The sequence below is a fragment of the Salinivibrio sp. MA427 genome (assembly GCF_001996115.1).
GTDB lineage: Bacteria > Pseudomonadota > Gammaproteobacteria > Enterobacterales > Vibrionaceae > Salinivibrio > Salinivibrio costicola.
In genome coordinates, this window is the sequence record NZ_MUFH01000002.1 from 37,675 (window position 1) to 53,274 (window position 15,600).

General features: G+C 51.2%; 14 protein-coding genes and 1 pseudogene. 8 read left to right on the forward strand and 7 right to left on the reverse strand.

Annotated features, from left to right (window positions below; genetic code table 11):
* The first annotated feature begins 73 nt into the window (after window positions 1-73).
* Window positions 74-790: an NAD(P)H-flavin reductase gene (gene fre, locus BZG79_RS00475; RefSeq protein WP_021022215.1), complete on the forward strand. Its 717-nt coding sequence runs from the start codon at window positions 74-76 to the stop codon at window positions 788-790.
* Window positions 791-851: 61 nt separating this feature from the next.
* On the opposite strand, the gene BZG79_RS00480 is transcribed toward fre, so the two are convergent.
* Window positions 852-1,742 carry a carboxylate/amino acid/amine transporter gene (locus BZG79_RS00480; protein ID WP_077576393.1) on the reverse strand — a complete coding sequence of 297 codons (891 nt, stop codon included), beginning with the start codon at window positions 1,740-1,742 and terminating at the stop codon, window positions 852-854.
* Between the two features lie 143 nt (window positions 1,743-1,885).
* Window positions 1,886-2,311 carry a universal stress protein gene (locus tag BZG79_RS00485; protein WP_021022217.1) on the reverse strand — a complete coding sequence of 142 codons (426 nt, stop codon included), beginning with the start codon at window positions 2,309-2,311 and terminating at the stop codon, window positions 1,886-1,888.
* Window positions 2,312-2,532: 221 nt separating this feature from the next.
* Between BZG79_RS00485 and ftnA the strand changes: the two genes are divergently transcribed.
* The 6 genes from ftnA (at window position 2,533) to BZG79_RS00515 (ending at window position 9,351) form a co-directional block, all read left to right on the forward strand.
* Complete coding sequence (gene ftnA / locus BZG79_RS00490) at window positions 2,533-3,063, forward strand: non-heme ferritin (protein WP_021022218.1); 531 nt, start codon at window positions 2,533-2,535, stop codon at window positions 3,061-3,063.
* Between the two features lie 50 nt (window positions 3,064-3,113).
* Window positions 3,114-3,464 (forward strand): universal stress protein UspB, encoded by a 351-nt coding sequence (locus BZG79_RS00495; protein ID WP_028569577.1) that lies wholly within the window; start codon window positions 3,114-3,116, stop codon window positions 3,462-3,464.
* A 100-nt stretch (window positions 3,465-3,564) separates the two neighbouring features.
* Entirely contained in the window at window positions 3,565-4,686 is a 1,122-nt protein-coding gene (locus tag BZG79_RS00500; RefSeq protein WP_101494574.1) for a mechanosensitive ion channel family protein, read from the forward strand.
* Between the two features lie 76 nt (window positions 4,687-4,762).
* Window positions 4,763-5,947 carry an NAD(P)/FAD-dependent oxidoreductase gene (locus BZG79_RS00505; RefSeq protein ID WP_021022221.1) on the forward strand — a complete coding sequence of 395 codons (1,185 nt, stop codon included), beginning with the start codon at window positions 4,763-4,765 and terminating at the stop codon, window positions 5,945-5,947.
* A 132-nt stretch (window positions 5,948-6,079) separates the two neighbouring features.
* A complete protein-coding gene (locus BZG79_RS00510) occupies window positions 6,080-7,126 on the forward strand; it encodes an ATP-binding protein (RefSeq protein ID WP_077773517.1) in 1,047 nt (348 codons plus the stop codon).
* Between the two features lie 344 nt (window positions 7,127-7,470).
* Complete coding sequence (locus BZG79_RS00515) at window positions 7,471-9,351, forward strand: methyl-accepting chemotaxis protein (RefSeq protein WP_077773518.1); 1,881 nt, start codon at window positions 7,471-7,473, stop codon at window positions 9,349-9,351.
* A 55-nt stretch (window positions 9,352-9,406) separates the two neighbouring features.
* Here the strand turns inward: BZG79_RS00515 and BZG79_RS00520 are convergent, their stop codons facing one another.
* Together BZG79_RS00520 and BZG79_RS00525 are read right to left on the reverse strand one after the other, a co-directional pair.
* The gene (locus BZG79_RS00520; protein WP_199877488.1) at window positions 9,407-10,117 is read right to left on the reverse strand and encodes a tRNA-uridine aminocarboxypropyltransferase; all 711 of its coding nucleotides are present in this window, start codon (window positions 10,115-10,117) and stop codon (window positions 9,407-9,409) included.
* 58 nt (window positions 10,118-10,175) lie between these two features.
* Window positions 10,176-11,207 (reverse strand): hypothetical protein, encoded by a 1,032-nt coding sequence (locus tag BZG79_RS00525; protein WP_077773520.1) that lies wholly within the window; start codon window positions 11,205-11,207, stop codon window positions 10,176-10,178.
* Window positions 11,208-11,300: 93 nt separating this feature from the next.
* Between BZG79_RS00525 and BZG79_RS00530 the strand changes: the two genes are divergently transcribed.
* Complete coding sequence (locus BZG79_RS00530; RefSeq protein ID WP_077773521.1) at window positions 11,301-11,756, forward strand: EVE domain-containing protein; 456 nt, start codon at window positions 11,301-11,303, stop codon at window positions 11,754-11,756.
* Between the two features lie 41 nt (window positions 11,757-11,797).
* Here BZG79_RS00530 and BZG79_RS00535 read toward each other — a convergent pair whose 3' ends face one another.
* The 3 genes and pseudogenes from BZG79_RS00535 to BZG79_RS00545 all read right to left on the reverse strand — a co-directional run bounded on the left by BZG79_RS00535 (window position 11,798) and on the right by BZG79_RS00545 (window position 15,486).
* Window positions 11,798-12,601 (reverse strand): Cof-type HAD-IIB family hydrolase, encoded by an 804-nt coding sequence (locus BZG79_RS00535; RefSeq protein WP_077461872.1) that lies wholly within the window; start codon window positions 12,599-12,601, stop codon window positions 11,798-11,800.
* A 135-nt stretch (window positions 12,602-12,736) separates the two neighbouring features.
* Window positions 12,737-13,759: an alpha/beta fold hydrolase gene (locus tag BZG79_RS00540; protein WP_077773522.1), complete on the reverse strand. Its 1,023-nt coding sequence runs from the start codon at window positions 13,757-13,759 to the stop codon at window positions 12,737-12,739.
* A 121-nt stretch (window positions 13,760-13,880) separates the two neighbouring features.
* Window positions 13,881-15,486: pseudogene (locus BZG79_RS00545) on the reverse strand (AbgT family transporter).
* Window positions 15,487-15,600: the final 114 nt, after the last annotated feature.

Below are 15,600 nucleotides of genomic sequence, written 5' to 3' on the forward strand. Positions count from 1 at the left end.
ACACAGCCTGAGGCGGTAGTGATACCGCCTCTCATAACCTCAACGGCTGTAGCAAAACGAACAGAGGAACAGAATGTCGATACTATGTGAAGTGACCGCCGTTGAGTCGCTGGCGTGTCACACTTACCGCATTGTCCTAAAGCCTCAGCAGGCGGTGAGCTATCACCCTGGGCAATATGTGATGGCGGTAATGGGCGAAAAAGATAAACGCCCGTTTTCACTGGCGAGTAGTCCATGTCGCCAAGACGGCGGTGAGCTCGAGCTCCATGTGGGCGCCGCCGATGAAAATCCGTTCGCGCTGGAAGTGGTCGAAAAAGCCAAAGCCGTGCTAGAAAGCGGTGAAGCGAGCTTTGAAATCACCGAACCGGCCGGCGATGCCTGGTTGCGTGAGAGTGAGCGTCCCTTGCTGTTGATTGCCGGCGGAACCGGTTTTTCGTATGTTCGCAGCATGGTCGATCACTGTATTAATCAAGGAATACAGTCTCCGATCTTTATTTATTGGGGGGCACGCAACCCGTGCCAGCTTTACGCGCATGACGAGCTGCAAGCACTGTCTGAATCGCATCGCAATATTACCTTTATGCCTGTGGTTGAACAGGCGGAAGGCGAATGGCGAGGCAAAGTAGGGAATGTATTAGAAGCGGTGATGGAAGATTTTGTTAGCCTCGGCGCCTACGATATCTATATTGCCGGGCGCTTTGAAATGGCAGGCGTGGCACGTGATATGTTCTGCAAAGAGCGCGGCGTGAGTCGTGATCATCTCTACTCAGACGCGTTTGCCTTTATCTGATTAGGGTTGGCTCTCGGGTAAATAAACAGGCAGGGGGTTCCCTGCCTGTTTTACGTTCGGGTTACTGAGGCTTTGGGGCAGCATTCCGTTGGGCGTCGACGCGGCGCTTGACCCAGGTTTGGTTAAACCACAGCGCGGCTAAAATCAGGACCCCGCCGCTGAGTAACGGCAAAATATCCGCGTCGCGGTTCCAAATCAGCACGTTCACCACAATGCCGGCTGGGATCAGCGCGTTGTTCATCACTGCGAGCGCCCCAGCATTGACCAGGGTTGCACCCTTATTCCAAAAGAAATAGCCCAGCCCTGACGCGATAGTGCCTAGATAAATCAACACTCCCCACTGGGTTGGCGTAGAAGGCAGATTGTCACTGTTTCCGAGCAAGGCGAAAGCTAGCACGCCCACCACTAAGGCGCCAAGATAAAACCAACCGAATACCGCATGCTGAGGTAGCTGAGTTTGCTCTTTCTCAATCAAGTATTTGTAACCAACCTGGCCAATCGCAAAGCACAAATTTGCACCTTGTACCACTAAAAAACCAACCAGAAAGTCCGGATTGACAGTGGCATAGCGGATCACTACGGCGCCAAGCACCGCGATGGCCGCGGTGAGCAGGTACCAAGCGCTGAACTGCCTTTTCAACGCATCGTAAATTAAGGTGACATAAAGCGGAGTAAAAACGGTAAACAACAGCACTTCTGGTACCGATAAGAATAAGAAGGACTGATAGAAGAAACAGTACATGATGCCAAGCTGAAACGCGCCGACTAACATCAATTTGGCGGCAAACGCCGGGCGCACTTGGCGAGGACGTAAGAAAGGTAAAAACACCAATCCTGCCAGCACGATACGCATCAATACAGAAAAGTAGCTGTCGACTTGGCCGGCTAGATACACGCCAATTAGGCTAAACGAAAAGGCCCACAGCAGTGTCACGCCGCTAAGATACCCCATAACTCGGTTCCTTCGATAAAGAGAGTAAAAGGGCAGTGTACCGTTTCGCTTCTAGGACGCAATCGGTTCCCAGTCAGCGTATGGTTAAAAGCGCAGAAGGCAGAATGACCCGCCTTCTGTCGAGAGTGGTTAGCGAAGAGGGTTTAGTCGCGGATGGGCACCATCAAAAGATCAACGGGCGTTTTATTCAGCAGTTGTTTAGTTGACGACAACAACGAGCTCCAGAAATCTTGATGATGGCCGACGACCACCAAATCAATCCCCATGTTTTGAATCGACTCGGTGATCTCTTCCGCTAAATCACCGCTACTGACCAAGGTGTGTGTGACCGTGCTTTGTGCGTCGCTGGCCAGTTGATTGAGTTTTTGCTGGGCTTCTTCAATCACTCGGTTACGTGATTCGACTAAGTTAATATCAATCAGTCCGGTATAGAGCTCGGCATAATTGACGTCAATATGAACCAACGACAGTTGTGCGCCCAAGGCGAAGGCAAGTGCGTCAGCTTTCTTCAACAGTCTTTCACTRTCATCTGACAAATCAACCGCAACCAAAATATGCTTGTATGACATAGAGTTATCCTTTTTATGCGAGGTTATAAACGCAGTTTAACCAGCTTGAGAGGCAAAATCCGTCACTGTGATCGCATTCCGATTAAGAATTCGACAATGAGGCGGGTCATAAATTCGATATAAGAATCGGTCACGCTGGACATTACCGGCGTAATCCGCTTGAAAACCGACGTGCTGCTGGTCAGAATGGCAGCTAACCCCCAATAAAGAGGACGTTTTATATGCTAGCACCTGCCATGGTTGACAGGCTCAATGAGCAGATCAATTTGGAGTTTTTCTCATCAAACCTATACTTACAAATGAGCGCTTGGTGTGAGGATCAGGGTTTCGAAGGCGCGGCAAAATTCTTACATAAGCACGCACAGGAAGAAATGCAGCATATGCAGCGCCTGTTTACGTATGTGAGTGAGACAGGGGCCATGCCTATCTTGGGGTCGATTGATGCACCGCGTCACGAATTTTCCTCGTTAGGTGAGGTGTTTCGCGAAACGTATCAGCATGAGCGCTTAATCACGGAAAAAATTAACAGCTTGGCGCATGCCGCGTTTACCACGCAAGACTATTCTACCTTTAACTTCTTGCAGTGGTATGTCGCGGAGCAACACGAAGAAGAGAAGTTGTTTAAAGGCGTACTCGATAAGATCGAGTTAGTCGGCGAAGATGGCAAGGCTCTGTTCTTTATCGACAAAGACTTGGCATCCATGGCAGTTGAAGAATCAACGTCAGTGATGGACAGCTCAGCGGGGCAGTAATTACGTAACCTCTCCCTCTGAAGCGCCATCCAGTGTAGTGAAGGGAGAGGATTATGAACGGTGATATCCTAATTGTGGCTGTGTTCACAGTGACAGTGATAAATATCGCACGCTATGTATCGTCATTGCGGGCATTGGTGGTGATGTTACGTGATGCCAACCCGTTGCTTTACCAGCAAATCTGTCGTCGTGAGAGCAACTTCTTCACTTTATCGCCCCAAGGCGATATCTCGCGACAAAAACGTTTATACCAATATATTCGCAGCCAAGAGTACCTTCATCATCACGATGCGGCATTTGTGGGTAAATGCAATAAGGTACGTCATCTGTTCACGCTTAATGTTGCCCTGTCCGGTGCCTTGCTCGCGACCTTTTTTCTTGTCGCTTTTGCGGGCTGGTAAACGGATAACCATTCTTTAGACAAAATGCTGACCTTGGTCAGCATTTTTTTTGTTAGTCTGACAAGCATAAACGCCTAGACACCGTAATCGTGAGGGAAGCATGCAAAGCCTAATCCAATGGTGGCAGTCACTCTATCAAGCCGCCGCGTGGGACTGGATCTCAGATATTGTCATTTTGATGGGGCTTGGAGCCGTCGTCTGGGCGATATGGCGTGTGTTGATGGGGCGCTTAAAGGCACTGGCAGAGCGCACGCAAACACGTTGGGATGATGTGTTGTGGCCCGCGATTGATACGCCATTTTCCCTCTTAATCTGGGGCTGGCCTGCGTTTCATGCGCTAGAAATTTTTCTTGATAATACCGCAGGTCACTTGAATTTAAGCTGGGTGAGCGTGATCAGAGAGCTGCTGGTCGTGTTCTTATTGATCTGGTTTTTGCTCCGATTGGTCAACAGTGGTGAGCAGCTGTTATTTGACGAAGGGCGCCGTGATCACACCACGATTAACGCCATTGGTAACGTCTTACGCGCACTCGCCGTCTGCATTGGCGTGATTACGCTGCTACAAAGCCTGGGTGTCAGTGTCTCCGGGTTACTCACGGTTGGTGGTGTGGGGGGCTTAATTGTCGGTCTTGCCGCCAAAGATTTGCTCTCCAACTTCTTCGGTGGGGTGATGATCTACTTTGATCGGCCATTTAAAGTGGGCGACTGGGTGCGCTCCCCCGATCGCAACATTGAGGGCACGGTGGAAAAAATTGGTATTCGCATGACGGTAGTGCGCACCTTTGATTTGCGCCCTTTATACGTGCCCAACTCGGTATTCAGTAACGTGGTGGTGGAAAACCCCTCGCGGATGCTGAACCGTCGGATTTACGAAACCATTGGGCTGCGTTATCAAGACGCCGATAAAATCAGTACGGTAATTGATGATGTGTATGCGATGTTAGAAGCGCATGCAGATATTGAAACGCGGCAAACCTTGATTGTGAACTTCAACAGTTTTGGCCCGCATTCACTTGATTTCTTTATTTACACCTTCACCAAAACGGTCAACTGGCAGCGTTACCATCAGGTAAAACAAGACGTGTTATTAAAAGTGATTGAAATTATTCATCAGCATGGTGCGGATATTGCTCTTCCTACCCGCACGCTGCATATGGATCCGAATATGCTAGAGCAAGGTGCTGCTGCTATGAGGCCACCGCCAGATGCACAGGCGCGTTAAATCGCGCTTGCCGCTCACGTGCGGGCTGCTACAATGCCGCTCCCACAGGGTGAGCAGAGAATAAACAGGTAAGCGTGTGACTGAGTATGATGTAATTGTGATTGGTGCCGGTGCCGCCGGATTGATGTGTGCGGCACAAGCCGGCCAACGTGGCCGCCGCGTTTTGGTGGTGGACCATGCCAAAAAGCCGGGTCGCAAGATCCTGATCTCGGGCGGCGGGCGCTGCAATTTCACCAACTATGACGTCACCGCCAATAATTTCCTGTGTGAGAACCCGCACTTCGTCAAATCCGCATTGGCGCAATACAGCCAATGGGACTTTATTGGTCTGGTGGCGACCCATGGCGTGGCCTATCACGAGCGTGACCATGGCCAGTTGTTTTGTGATGACAGCGCCAAAGATATCGTTAACCTACTTTTGGCCGAATGCGACCAAGCCACCATCAGTCAACGCTATCGCTGTGAAGTGCATGATATCGAGCAAGAAGAAGCTGGCTTTCGCCTCAAACTCAATGGTGAGCCGGTACGCTGCCAGTCTTTGGTAGTCGCCACGGGCGGCCTTTCCATGCCCAAGCTTGGTGCCACCCCCTTTGGTTACCAGCTTGCCGAGCAATTTGGTCTAAAAGTGCTGCCCACTCGCGCCGCCTTGGTGCCGTATACCTTGCACCAAGAGGACAAAACGCGCTTTGCCGATATTTCCGGGGTGTCGGTGCCATGTTCGATCACCACCGAGTCTGGCGTTTGCTTTAGCGAGAACCTGCTCTTTACCCACCGCGGCTTATCGGGACCGGCGGTGTTGCAAACTTCCTCGTTTTGGCAACCGGGCGAAGCGGTCACCATCGATTTACTCCCCAGTGAGTCGCTAAAAGACGTGCTGGTGGCGATGCGTGATAAGCACCCCAACCAAACCTTAAAAACCTCACTGTCTCGCCTATTCCCCAAACGCTTGGTCGAGGTCTTGATTGCGCGCGATAGCTTGCCGGATAAACCGCTCAAGCAGCTCGATGACAAGCAGCTCGATCAGCTTCATTACTACTTTCACCAGTGGTCCATTGCCCCAAATGGCACTGAAGGTTACCGCACCGCAGAAGTGACGCTTGGTGGGGTGGATACCCACGCAATTTCCTCGAAAACCCTTGAAGCGCGAGATATTCCCGGCCTGTATTTTATCGGTGAAGTGCTTGATGTCACCGGCTGGCTCGGCGGCTATAACTTCCAATGGGCTTGGAGTTCCGGCTGGGTAGCTGGGCAGCATGTATAAAAAAACATGCTTGGATGCACATTATCTTACTGAATTTATTGCTTAATCGCTAATCACGTAGAGAATCTGCTGCGGGGTGGATAAAGGATGAAGACTCCCCGTTTTTCCTTAAGTAGAGCCAAGGAGTGGTGAGTGATTTCTTTTCTAAGCGTGAGAGAGATATGCCGTGGTGTATCGAATAAAAACACGCTCTATACGTTTCTATTTGTGCTGCTTCACCAGTCATCGATTGCTTTTTCTATTTTCGCCTCTGTGATGGTTTCAGGCTATATTCTTGAAATTAATCAACATTATGAAGCATTGAAGCTCTGGGTATTCCTCTACATTGTCGCGATGATTCTTCCCTATATAATCGGCTACTTTTCTGATGTGTATAAAGAAAAGTGGTTGTGTGAATCACTGAGTCGATTTTGGCAATCCGCGACTAAACGCTATCAATCTTGCACTGACAGTCGCACAGTCGACCATACGCTGGGCGTGTACGTTTCTCAGGGAAAGAGTGCGATTTCTGACTTTATTGGCTATGCCTTTTGGGGGATGTCGTCTGGACTCAACTTCTTCCTGAGTCTGCTAATGATCACCGCTTTTATTGATTGGCGTTTTTTTGTCAGCGTTATGATCAGTGTGCTGCTTATCTTGGGGTTCAATAAACTCATTTCCTCGCATCTGGAAAATAACGCCGTCACCACCCATAAAGCGGGTTCATCACTGACGTCAACGTTATCGACTATCCATGACAATTCTATCAAAGGCCAGCTGTCGGTGATGACGTGTTTTTCGAAAAATAAGCCGCTTTACCAGCCACAATGGAATATCGCGATCCTTAAAGATAACGAGAGCGTTGATACCGTGAACCTTGCTCAAGCGCAGGAGGGCCGTTTTCGCGTTGTTGGAGAAAACGGGTCTGGAAAAACTTCTTTCTYAAGGCACCTCTGCGCCAAAAATGATTATCTCTACTTCAACCCGTCTAAGCGCTTACTGTGGCCTTGGGATGATTCAGCAATACTGTCTGATGGTATGTACTCCGCCAAGAGTATTCAGTGGTTACTGGAAAATAGCTCGGGTCACTTGATTCTGGATGAATGGGATGCGTTTCTCGACTCAGAGAATACGAAAAAGATAGGTGCGCTGATTGATTCATATGCAGATAGCCGAGTTATTATTGAGGTCCGCCAATAGGCCGCGTTTCTGTCGGTCTTGCGAGGAATCCCCAATCCTCAGATGCTTGCTTTTGTGTTATTTACAACAAACTGCATATCATAAGCGATGATTGGTTTATGTGATCTTGATTCTAACTCTTCTCTAGTTGACTGTTTTTTGTCTAAAAAATAGCAATCTTTCTTGCGCGCTGTTACATTAGCGCGCGCTTGCCATGTCGGATAAAAACTATCCGGCGCTGTGAACCCGCGATGCACTGGATGGGCTCGCGGTACCCTAGGGACGGGGTGACGGCTGTTCACTATTGCTACCTCGGTTATCGGGGAGTTTGGAATTAACCTGTCGTTGCTTTGAGAGCCGTTCCCATGCAGTTATCACTAAAACAAAAATTAATTGGGGCATGCTTATCTGCTGTATTGCTGATGGCCGCCTTTCTCACCTGGCTTGCGGTAAGCCAGATTCAAGCCCAAACCCAGTCGAGCATCTATAGCCGCGTCAGTGGTATCGCCGATGCGGCGACTGAATCGATCAGCGGTTGGGTGCAAATCCGTGCTGATATCACCAGCGCCTTTACCGATTACACCAGCAGTAGCCATCGTGTGAGCTATTTACAGCAAGCGCGCGAGGCCGGTGGGTTTGACGATATCTACTTTGGCACCCCTAAAGGTGCCATGTATCGCTCGCGCCCAGAGCGCAACCGCGATGACTATGACCCTCGCCTCCGCCCGTGGTACAAGCAAGCCGTGAGTGCAGGTAGCCCGATGATTACCACCGCTTACAGTGATGCGATTACCGGTGCGATGTTGGTGACTTTGGCCGAGCCAGTACGTCGCAATGGCGAATTGATCGGTGTAGTGGGCGCAGATGTGTTGATTGACCAGTTGATCCGCGATGTGACCCAATTGAAAGTGGGCAAAAATGCGAACGCGATGCTGCTAGGCGCTGACGGCACTTTTCTCGCCCACAAAGACAAAGCACGCTTGCTAAAGCCGTATCGTAGCCTGTCTCCTGAGCTGAATGAAAACCGCGTGCGTCAGGCGTTGGCACAGCAATCGCTGGTGGAATTGCCTGTCGATGGCGTTGATAAACTGTTTTATTTTGCGTCGGTTCCTAACACCGACTGGGTGCTGGCGATTGAACTGGATAAGCGCACCGAATACGCCAGCCAGGGTGATGCCTTGTTCGATCTTATACTGACAGCCCTCGTTATCACCTTGTTGGTGGCCGGTGCCGTGACGTGGTTGATGCACGTGTTGTTCCGTGACTTGCTCAATGTGTCCGCCGCGCTAGAAGAAATTGCTTCCGGTGAAGGGGACTTAACCCAGCGCCTTGAGCCACACAGCAATGATGAAATTGGTAAACTGGCCAATAACTTCAACCGCTTTGTCGGCAACATGCACGCCATGGTGTCGCATTTGCGCCAGCTGTCTGGCTCGCTCAAGCAACAAGCCGAGCTGACCGCGGCGCAAGCGGAAGAGCGTTCCACCCGTATTGGTCATCAGCAAGATGAAATCAATATGGTGGCGACCGCTATCCATGAAATGGCCTCGGCGACCCAAGATATTGCCGGTAATGCGGATAATACTGCGCGGACCGCCCAAGAGACCGAAAGCGTCGCCAACGATGGTGGCCAGCAGGTAGAGAAAAGCAAACACGCTATCACCGAGTTGGCCCATGACGTCGAGGCGGCCACCGGTGTGATTGGTGAGTTGGATCAACACGCGCACAGCATCACGAGTATCTTATCGACCATTCAGAGTGTGGCCGAACAAACGAACTTGTTGGCGCTGAATGCCGCGATCGAAGCGGCGCGTGCGGGCGAGCAAGGCCGAGGCTTTGCGGTGGTGGCGGATGAAGTCCGTATCTTGAGTCAACGCACCCATGCCTCGACTACCGAAATCCAGCAAATGATTGATACCTTGCAGCAAGCGACCGGTAAAGCGGTGACTATGATGCAAAATAGCCAAAAGCGGGCACATGCCAGTGTCGATGAGGCGAGCGTTGCACATGAGAGCCTGAGCCAAATTGTTGCGGCGGTGAGTCAAATTAGCGATATGGCCACCCAAATTGCCTCGGCGGCGGAAGAGCAGTCGAGCGTGACCTCGGAGATCACCCGCAACTCAGAGGGCATTCGCGATGTGTCTAATGAGTTATCGACTGAAGCGGATGAAGCCGCGCGTCAAGCCGCGACGTTATCCGAGCTTTCTCATAGCCTCGAGCAAGAGATCAGCCGCTTTAAGCTGTAACCTATAAACCGCTTAAACGCCGAGCATGGCAGCGCGCTGTGCTCGGCGTTTTTTTTTATTCTTTTGGCGTCAGCACCTTGGCGGCGGGGAGAGGCTCGGTTTGATGATGGCGGTCGGCCTCGTAGCTCTCGATAAAGTGGGCAAGAAAATAGTCCAGCTGCGTGGCGGCATCCACGTCGCCTCGGCTTCGTAGTAATGCACTCACCGCTTCACTGGTACACAGGTGTCCAGGTGGCTGGTTGCGCCTGAGCGTATATTGCGAGGCGGCTGTCGACGGCAAACTGACCCGCGGCAGACGATTGAGCCATGGGCTTTTAGTGAGTATTTTTCGCGCCTGCTGCCAAGTCGCATCCAGCACCACAAACTGTAACGGCGCGCGAGGCGCATTCGTGGCGGCTAACGTCTCCGCGCAAGAGACTGACCTATCCGCGTAAGAGACTAACCTATTCTCGCAAGAGACAGACCGAGCCGGGTCAGCGAAGAGTCTATCTGCGGGGACGGCATCATCACTGGGAAACAATAACCAAGGTGACACATCACCGCGCGCCCAGCTGTCGAGCAAGGCTTGCGGTGGTTGTTTGCGTTGCCAAATCTCTATCTGAGTGTGGGGCAGCGCCGCTTTAACCAGTTTGCCGGTGTTAGATTGGCGCGCCGCTTCGTTTTCGTGCATCACCAGCACGCATTGCAATTGGCTTTCAAGCGGCCAATAGCAGTGACAGATGCAGTGATAGGTAAAACCGCATTGGCGGCAGGGCGAACGGGCCATGATTGTCTCCTTGGTTAATAGCGCGCTATTGTGCGCAAGCCCAGCCACGAATACCAGGTCATTGTTGGCTGCTGTCCGCGCCATCGACCTGACGCTTAAGTGTTAACCCTTCAGGGCCCAAAGGATACGTATTGCCATTAAATGTCTCTTCGGTTGCGGTCAAGGACAAGCCGTTGCGTTGATAAATACGCTCAGACACCACCATTTGTTCGCCGCTACGAGTGGTCAGTACTTGTACCTTATTGTTAGCGACCGGCTGCCAAACCCCGGTTTCTTTAGTCACGGCTTCCCCTTGCGGGTGATAGGTAGTGATGGCGCTGTGGTCAGGCAGTAACGTCAGTTGGGTGGTCAGTATTGGTTGGCCTGAGTGCTGGCTGGTGCCTTGATACTGGCCCGTCCAATGTTGGCTGGTGTCGGCTGAAGGCAAAACCGCGCAGCCTTGGAAGGTATTTTGGGCTGTTTTTAAACGAGCCTGCCAGCCATAAAGGGTGTGTTCGCTTTGTTGGCATCCGTTGAGGGTGAGAGTGAGAACGGCCTCTTTACTGCTAAACTGTGCCTGTTCATCGTCCAACTGATAGTCGGATAGGGAAACCTCTTGGGTATCATTGTCACTTTCCCACGCTACATGTCCTTTTCCTACCGCGGCGGACCAAAGTCGGGGATCACTGCCTTCGGCCAGCACAGTATTACGCGGTTGAGCACAACCTTTTAGCTCACTTGTCAGCATGTTTAAGCGCGAAACGGTGACGGCGGCAGGGTAATCGGCACTAAAACCTCGGCGAGAGACAGGGGTGAAAAAGCCTTCAAATTCGGCATAAACCGACGCCTCATGCTGGTCAAGCGCCGCGCGCTGTTCGCTGGTTAAATCGAGCCAGTACTGTTGTTGGCTGCCGCAGGGGGTAAAACTGGCTGTTTCGGGACTCACGGCGATGCGACCGCTTTGCATAAAAGGAATTGGCGACTGACTGAGTCCCGAGGCAACGACATCGCTACGGTGCCCAAGCTCTATAGGGCCAGAAGATTGGCTACATCCCACCAAACTGAGCACACTCACAGCGGTAATCACGAACAGATGACGAGTGGATGGCACGATAAACTCCTTGTGATAAGCGATAGACAGACTTGCGCCGATTCAAGCTGGCGGGCAAGATTGCCGTTAGGGTTGGATGAAGAGCAAGCTAGCATGCGTTATTGGTTATTTAAAACCGAGCCAGATACGTTTTCCATAGACACCTTAAAGCAGCAAAAGGTTTCATGCTGGGAAGGGGTGCGCAATTATCAAGCACGAAATATGTTGCGTGATGAGGTGACGGTCGGTGATCAGGTGTTGATTTATCACTCATCCTGCAAGCACGTTGGGGTAGTCGGCGTGGCGACCGTGGTGCGTGCGTGTTATCCCGATCATACCCAGTTTGAGCCAGAAAGCGGCTATTTTGATCCGAAATCGACGCCACAGATACCGAGGTGGTTTATGGTGGATGTGGCCTATCAGCGTCATTTACCGTTAATTACCTTGGCTGAGATGAAAGGTAATCCGGCCTTGGCTGAGATGCCCTTGGTGAAAAAAGGCAACCGTCTAAGTGTGATGCCGGTGACGGATACGCAATGGCAGGCCATCCTCGCCATGGTGGGGGAGTAACCACAGCGAGGCTGGCGCCAAAAGTAAGCCCAATGAAGCTGTCACTGATCCAATAAATGGGCTTTTAAATAGCGAGCGACGGCTTCGTCGGCATGGCTGCCAATGATTGCCTTGTCTGAAAGAGTCGCTTTTACCCGTGCTTGTGCCGTTGCCATCACCAGCCCTTGGCCGGCGGCATTCAGCATTTCGACATCATTCATGCCATCGCCAAACGCAATACAGTCACTGAGATTGAGCTGGTGGCGGCGGGCGACGGCCTCTAAGGCTGCGCCTTTTGACACCCCACTCCCCATGACTTCGAGACAGAAAGGGGTAGAGAAGGCAATGCTGACTTGATCCCCATACTGCTCAATAAATTGATGCTCATACTGCAGTAGGTAGTCATGATCATGGCGGATAAAGAAAATCTTGGCCACGTTATCAACTGGAGGATTATCGACGTCAAATTCACGGGCCTGGAACCCTGAGTCTTGATGGTAACGGGCGAGTTCTTCGTCCATTTTACTCAGTAGCCATTCATCATCACGGTATAAGTGAATGGTGACAGTTGCATCATCTTTGACGTCTTGAATCAGACTCGCGACGATAGCAGGGTCAACATTATGCTGGTAAACCAACTGGTTATCACTGTCGTGCACACGGGCGCCGTTCGAGGTGATCATGTAAGCTGGAATACCAACCGTTTCACGAATGCTAGCAACGTCGACATGATGGCGACCTGTCGCAAACACAAAGTGAATACCTTGCTGATGAAGGTGCTCCAGCACTTGCTTGGTATAGGGGGCGATACGATGCTCAGGCGTCAGCAAGGTACCGTCGAGATCAGAAGCGACAAGTTTGTACATCATGTCCTCATTAGTTTGGCGATCACAATCACAGTATCCTTTGAGTCTACTGCAACTCGTAGCGGTTAAAAAGGGAACACTATCACTGTTTGATTTCCGCTTTTAGTGACCCCATGGATGAGCCGACAGCTTGCATTAGCGATCCTTGCATTGGCGATCAAAAAAGTCGCGTATTGCGGATAAAGCGGCAATACGATGGGTATCGGTTTCAAACAGGATCTCATGCCGTGCCCCTGCAAAAAACTGCCATTGGCTGGGTTGATTGGCCTGTTGGCGTAAAAAATGAAATTGCGACATGGCCGGATTAGAGACGATTTGCTCGCCACCAGCTTGGCAGATAAATGTTGGCGTCGTTAATTGTGATGCGACCGCTAAGCATTGTTCGCCTGCGGCCATGCCTTCGGCAATCCAGCGCGCGCTCGGTCCACCGATTTGTAACTGGGGTTGGTTGATATATAGCTGGCGAAACCAGGCATAGCGTGCTCGCGAGTGAGTCAGGCGGTTTTGCTCAAACGGCACATGACGATAGCCCACTTGCCCTGGCCCAAAACGCGGTGGGTGTTGATAGCGTGCCATCGAGCGACAAAGCCAAGGCGCGATACGGCCGAGCCAGGGACTCACTTGTACGCCAAACATGGGCGCGGTCATGGCTAATCCTGCAAGCGCGTTCGGATACTGATGCGCATAGAGTGTGGCAACGGCGCCCCCCATCGAGTGACCTAGCATGAAGGTCTGATCATAATGACGATGCGCCCGAATGGTTTGCATGAAGGTCGCGAGATCGGTGACATAATCGTCAAAACGTTCAACATGTCCCAAATCGCGCGGTTTAATGACTAAACGCTCTGATAAACCTTGGCCGCGATGATCAAAGCTGTAAACGTCATAGCCCATTTGAAAGAGGTCATAAAAGATCTCTTGGTACTTCATTACGCTTTCAATGCGGCCATTTACCACCACGACTGCACGCGTGTGTTGTGGGTGCGTAAAGCTACACCAATGCAGACGTAAGCCACTTTCTCCATGGAAAAATCCATGCTCACGTTGCTGCCAAAAGGGCGTAATATTGTGTTTAAACGCCTCACTCAGTTGTGCCTCGCGGGCAAGAGAGTGAGCGTCGCAAGCCGGTTGGTCCTGACTGTCGGCAAGAGTTGTCATTTGTTGGCTACCATCATTGAGATAGCGTTACTATAACCGTCTTCGAGGAAGGATGAAAATCCCACTTAAGAGGGAAAAAAGGCAAGCGTGATCGGCTTGCCTGGTAAAGAATCAAAGACGATTATTGGTTAAAGTTGTAATACGTCTCTGCGCCCGGGCCGACCGGTAAACCGAGAACAAAAACCCACACATAGAACAAGATACTCCACCCGACCATAAAGATCATCGAGTAAGGCAGCATGGTGGCTATTAAGGTACCAATCCCCAGGTTTTTCACATAGCGACACGCCACCGCCAGAATCAGCCCGAAGTAACTCATCATCGGGGTGATAATGTTGGTCACTGAATCGCCGATCCGGTACGCCGATTGGATGGTCTCTGGGGCATACCCCACCAACATTAACATCGGCACAAAAATCGGGGCGGTGATGGCCCACTGCGCCGATGCCGAGCCGACTGAGAGGTTAATCAGGCCACACATCAAGATGAAGGCAAAGAATAATGCTGGACCGGTTAAACCGATGGTTTGCAGAAAGTCTGCGCCGCCGACGGCAATCACTTGGCCGAAGTTGGTCCACTTAAAGAAGGCGACAAACTGAGCGGCGAAGAACACCAGTACGATGTACATCCCCATCGCACTCATCGATTTCGACATCGAGTCAATCACATCACGATCGTTGTTGATGGTACCAACCGTACGACCAAACACGATACCCGGTACCCGGTACCGCGAAGAACACCATGATAAAGGCGACAATCCCTTTCAAGAACGGAGATCCCGCCACGTCACCGGTCTCGGGATGACGCAGTGCTCCCCACTCTGGGACAATGGTGAGCGCTAAAATACCACTGACAATCAGCACCGCAATCCCCGCATTACGCAGGCCGCGTTTTTCGTCATCATTAAGCTTACTGGCCGAGGCCGCAGAAATGTCTTCAGACGCTTGGCTTTGGTCATAAGGTCCAAGCTTAGGCTCAACAATCTTATCGGTTATCCAGGCGCCGACAAAGGCAATAAAGAAGGTGGAGACAAACATAAAGTACCAGTTCATCTCTGGGCCCACGGTGTACTCGGGATCAATCATTTGTGCAGCAGATTCGGTGATCCCGGAGAGCAATGGGTCGACGGTCCCCAGCAATAAATTAGCTGAATAGCCGCCCGACACCCCGGCAAATGCTGCTGCCAAGCCGGCAAGTGGGTGGCGGCCTAACGAGTGAAAGATCATCGCCGCGAGCGGAATTAAGACCACATAACCGAGCTCTGAGGCGGTGTTAGAGATAATACCTGCAAAGACAATGGTAAAGGTGACGGTACGGCGAGAGGCGCCCATCACTAAACCACGCATTGATGCTGAGAGTAAGCCAGAATGCTCGGCTACTGCAACACCCAACATAGCAACCAATACGGTGCCTAATGGCGCAAAGCCAGTAAAGTTTTTCACCAAATTGGTGACGATCATTTGCAAACCTTCGGCATTAAGCAAGCTTTGCACGTAGATCATGCCATCGGCGGCACGCCCGCTTGCGCCTTCTGGACGCGGATCCGCCACTGAAACATCAAAGTAACCGGCGACACCCGATGCCAGCAGAATGGCGACGCAGAAAATTGCGAATAAGGTCACAGGATGGGGTAATAAGTTGCCGAGCCACTCGACGGTATCGAGAAAACGCGTAAACAGCGTGCGTTTATGTGGGCCGCCCCGTTGCTCGGAGGTGTTTAAGTGCATGTCATTCGTCTCCATGTTAGTGCTGCACTTCCCGTCAATGGGAAAGAAGGCCGGATGTTAATTGTTTTTTAAACTAAATATCAACATTAAATACTAACTTTTAACGTAATAAGC

Excerpts from the sequence above, each read along its gene's own strand:
- fre (WP_021022215.1), top strand. The coding sequence starts at position 74 with ATGTCGATACTATGTGAAGTGACCGCCGTTGAGTCGCTGGCGTGTCAC.
- BZG79_RS00480 (WP_077576393.1), bottom strand. The coding sequence starts at position 1,742 with ATGGGGTATCTTAGCGGCGTGACACTGCTGTGGGCCTTTTCGTTTAGC.
- ftnA (WP_021022218.1), top strand. The coding sequence starts at position 2,533 with ATGCTAGCACCTGCCATGGTTGACAGGCTCAATGAGCAGATCAATTTG.
- BZG79_RS00500 (WP_101494574.1), top strand. The coding sequence starts at position 3,565 with ATGCAAAGCCTAATCCAATGGTGGCAGTCACTCTATCAAGCCGCCGCG.
- BZG79_RS00515 (WP_077773518.1), top strand. The coding sequence starts at position 7,471 with ATGCAGTTATCACTAAAACAAAAATTAATTGGGGCATGCTTATCTGCT.
- BZG79_RS00520 (WP_199877488.1), bottom strand. The coding sequence starts at position 10,117 with ATGGCCCGTTCGCCCTGCCGCCAATGCGGTTTTACCTATCACTGCATC.
- BZG79_RS00530 (WP_077773521.1), top strand. The coding sequence starts at position 11,301 with ATGCGTTATTGGTTATTTAAAACCGAGCCAGATACGTTTTCCATAGAC.
- BZG79_RS00535 (WP_077461872.1), bottom strand. The coding sequence starts at position 12,601 with ATGTACAAACTTGTCGCTTCTGATCTCGACGGTACCTTGCTGACGCCT.
- BZG79_RS00540 (WP_077773522.1), bottom strand. The coding sequence starts at position 13,759 with ATGACAACTCTTGCCGACAGTCAGGACCAACCGGCTTGCGACGCTCAC.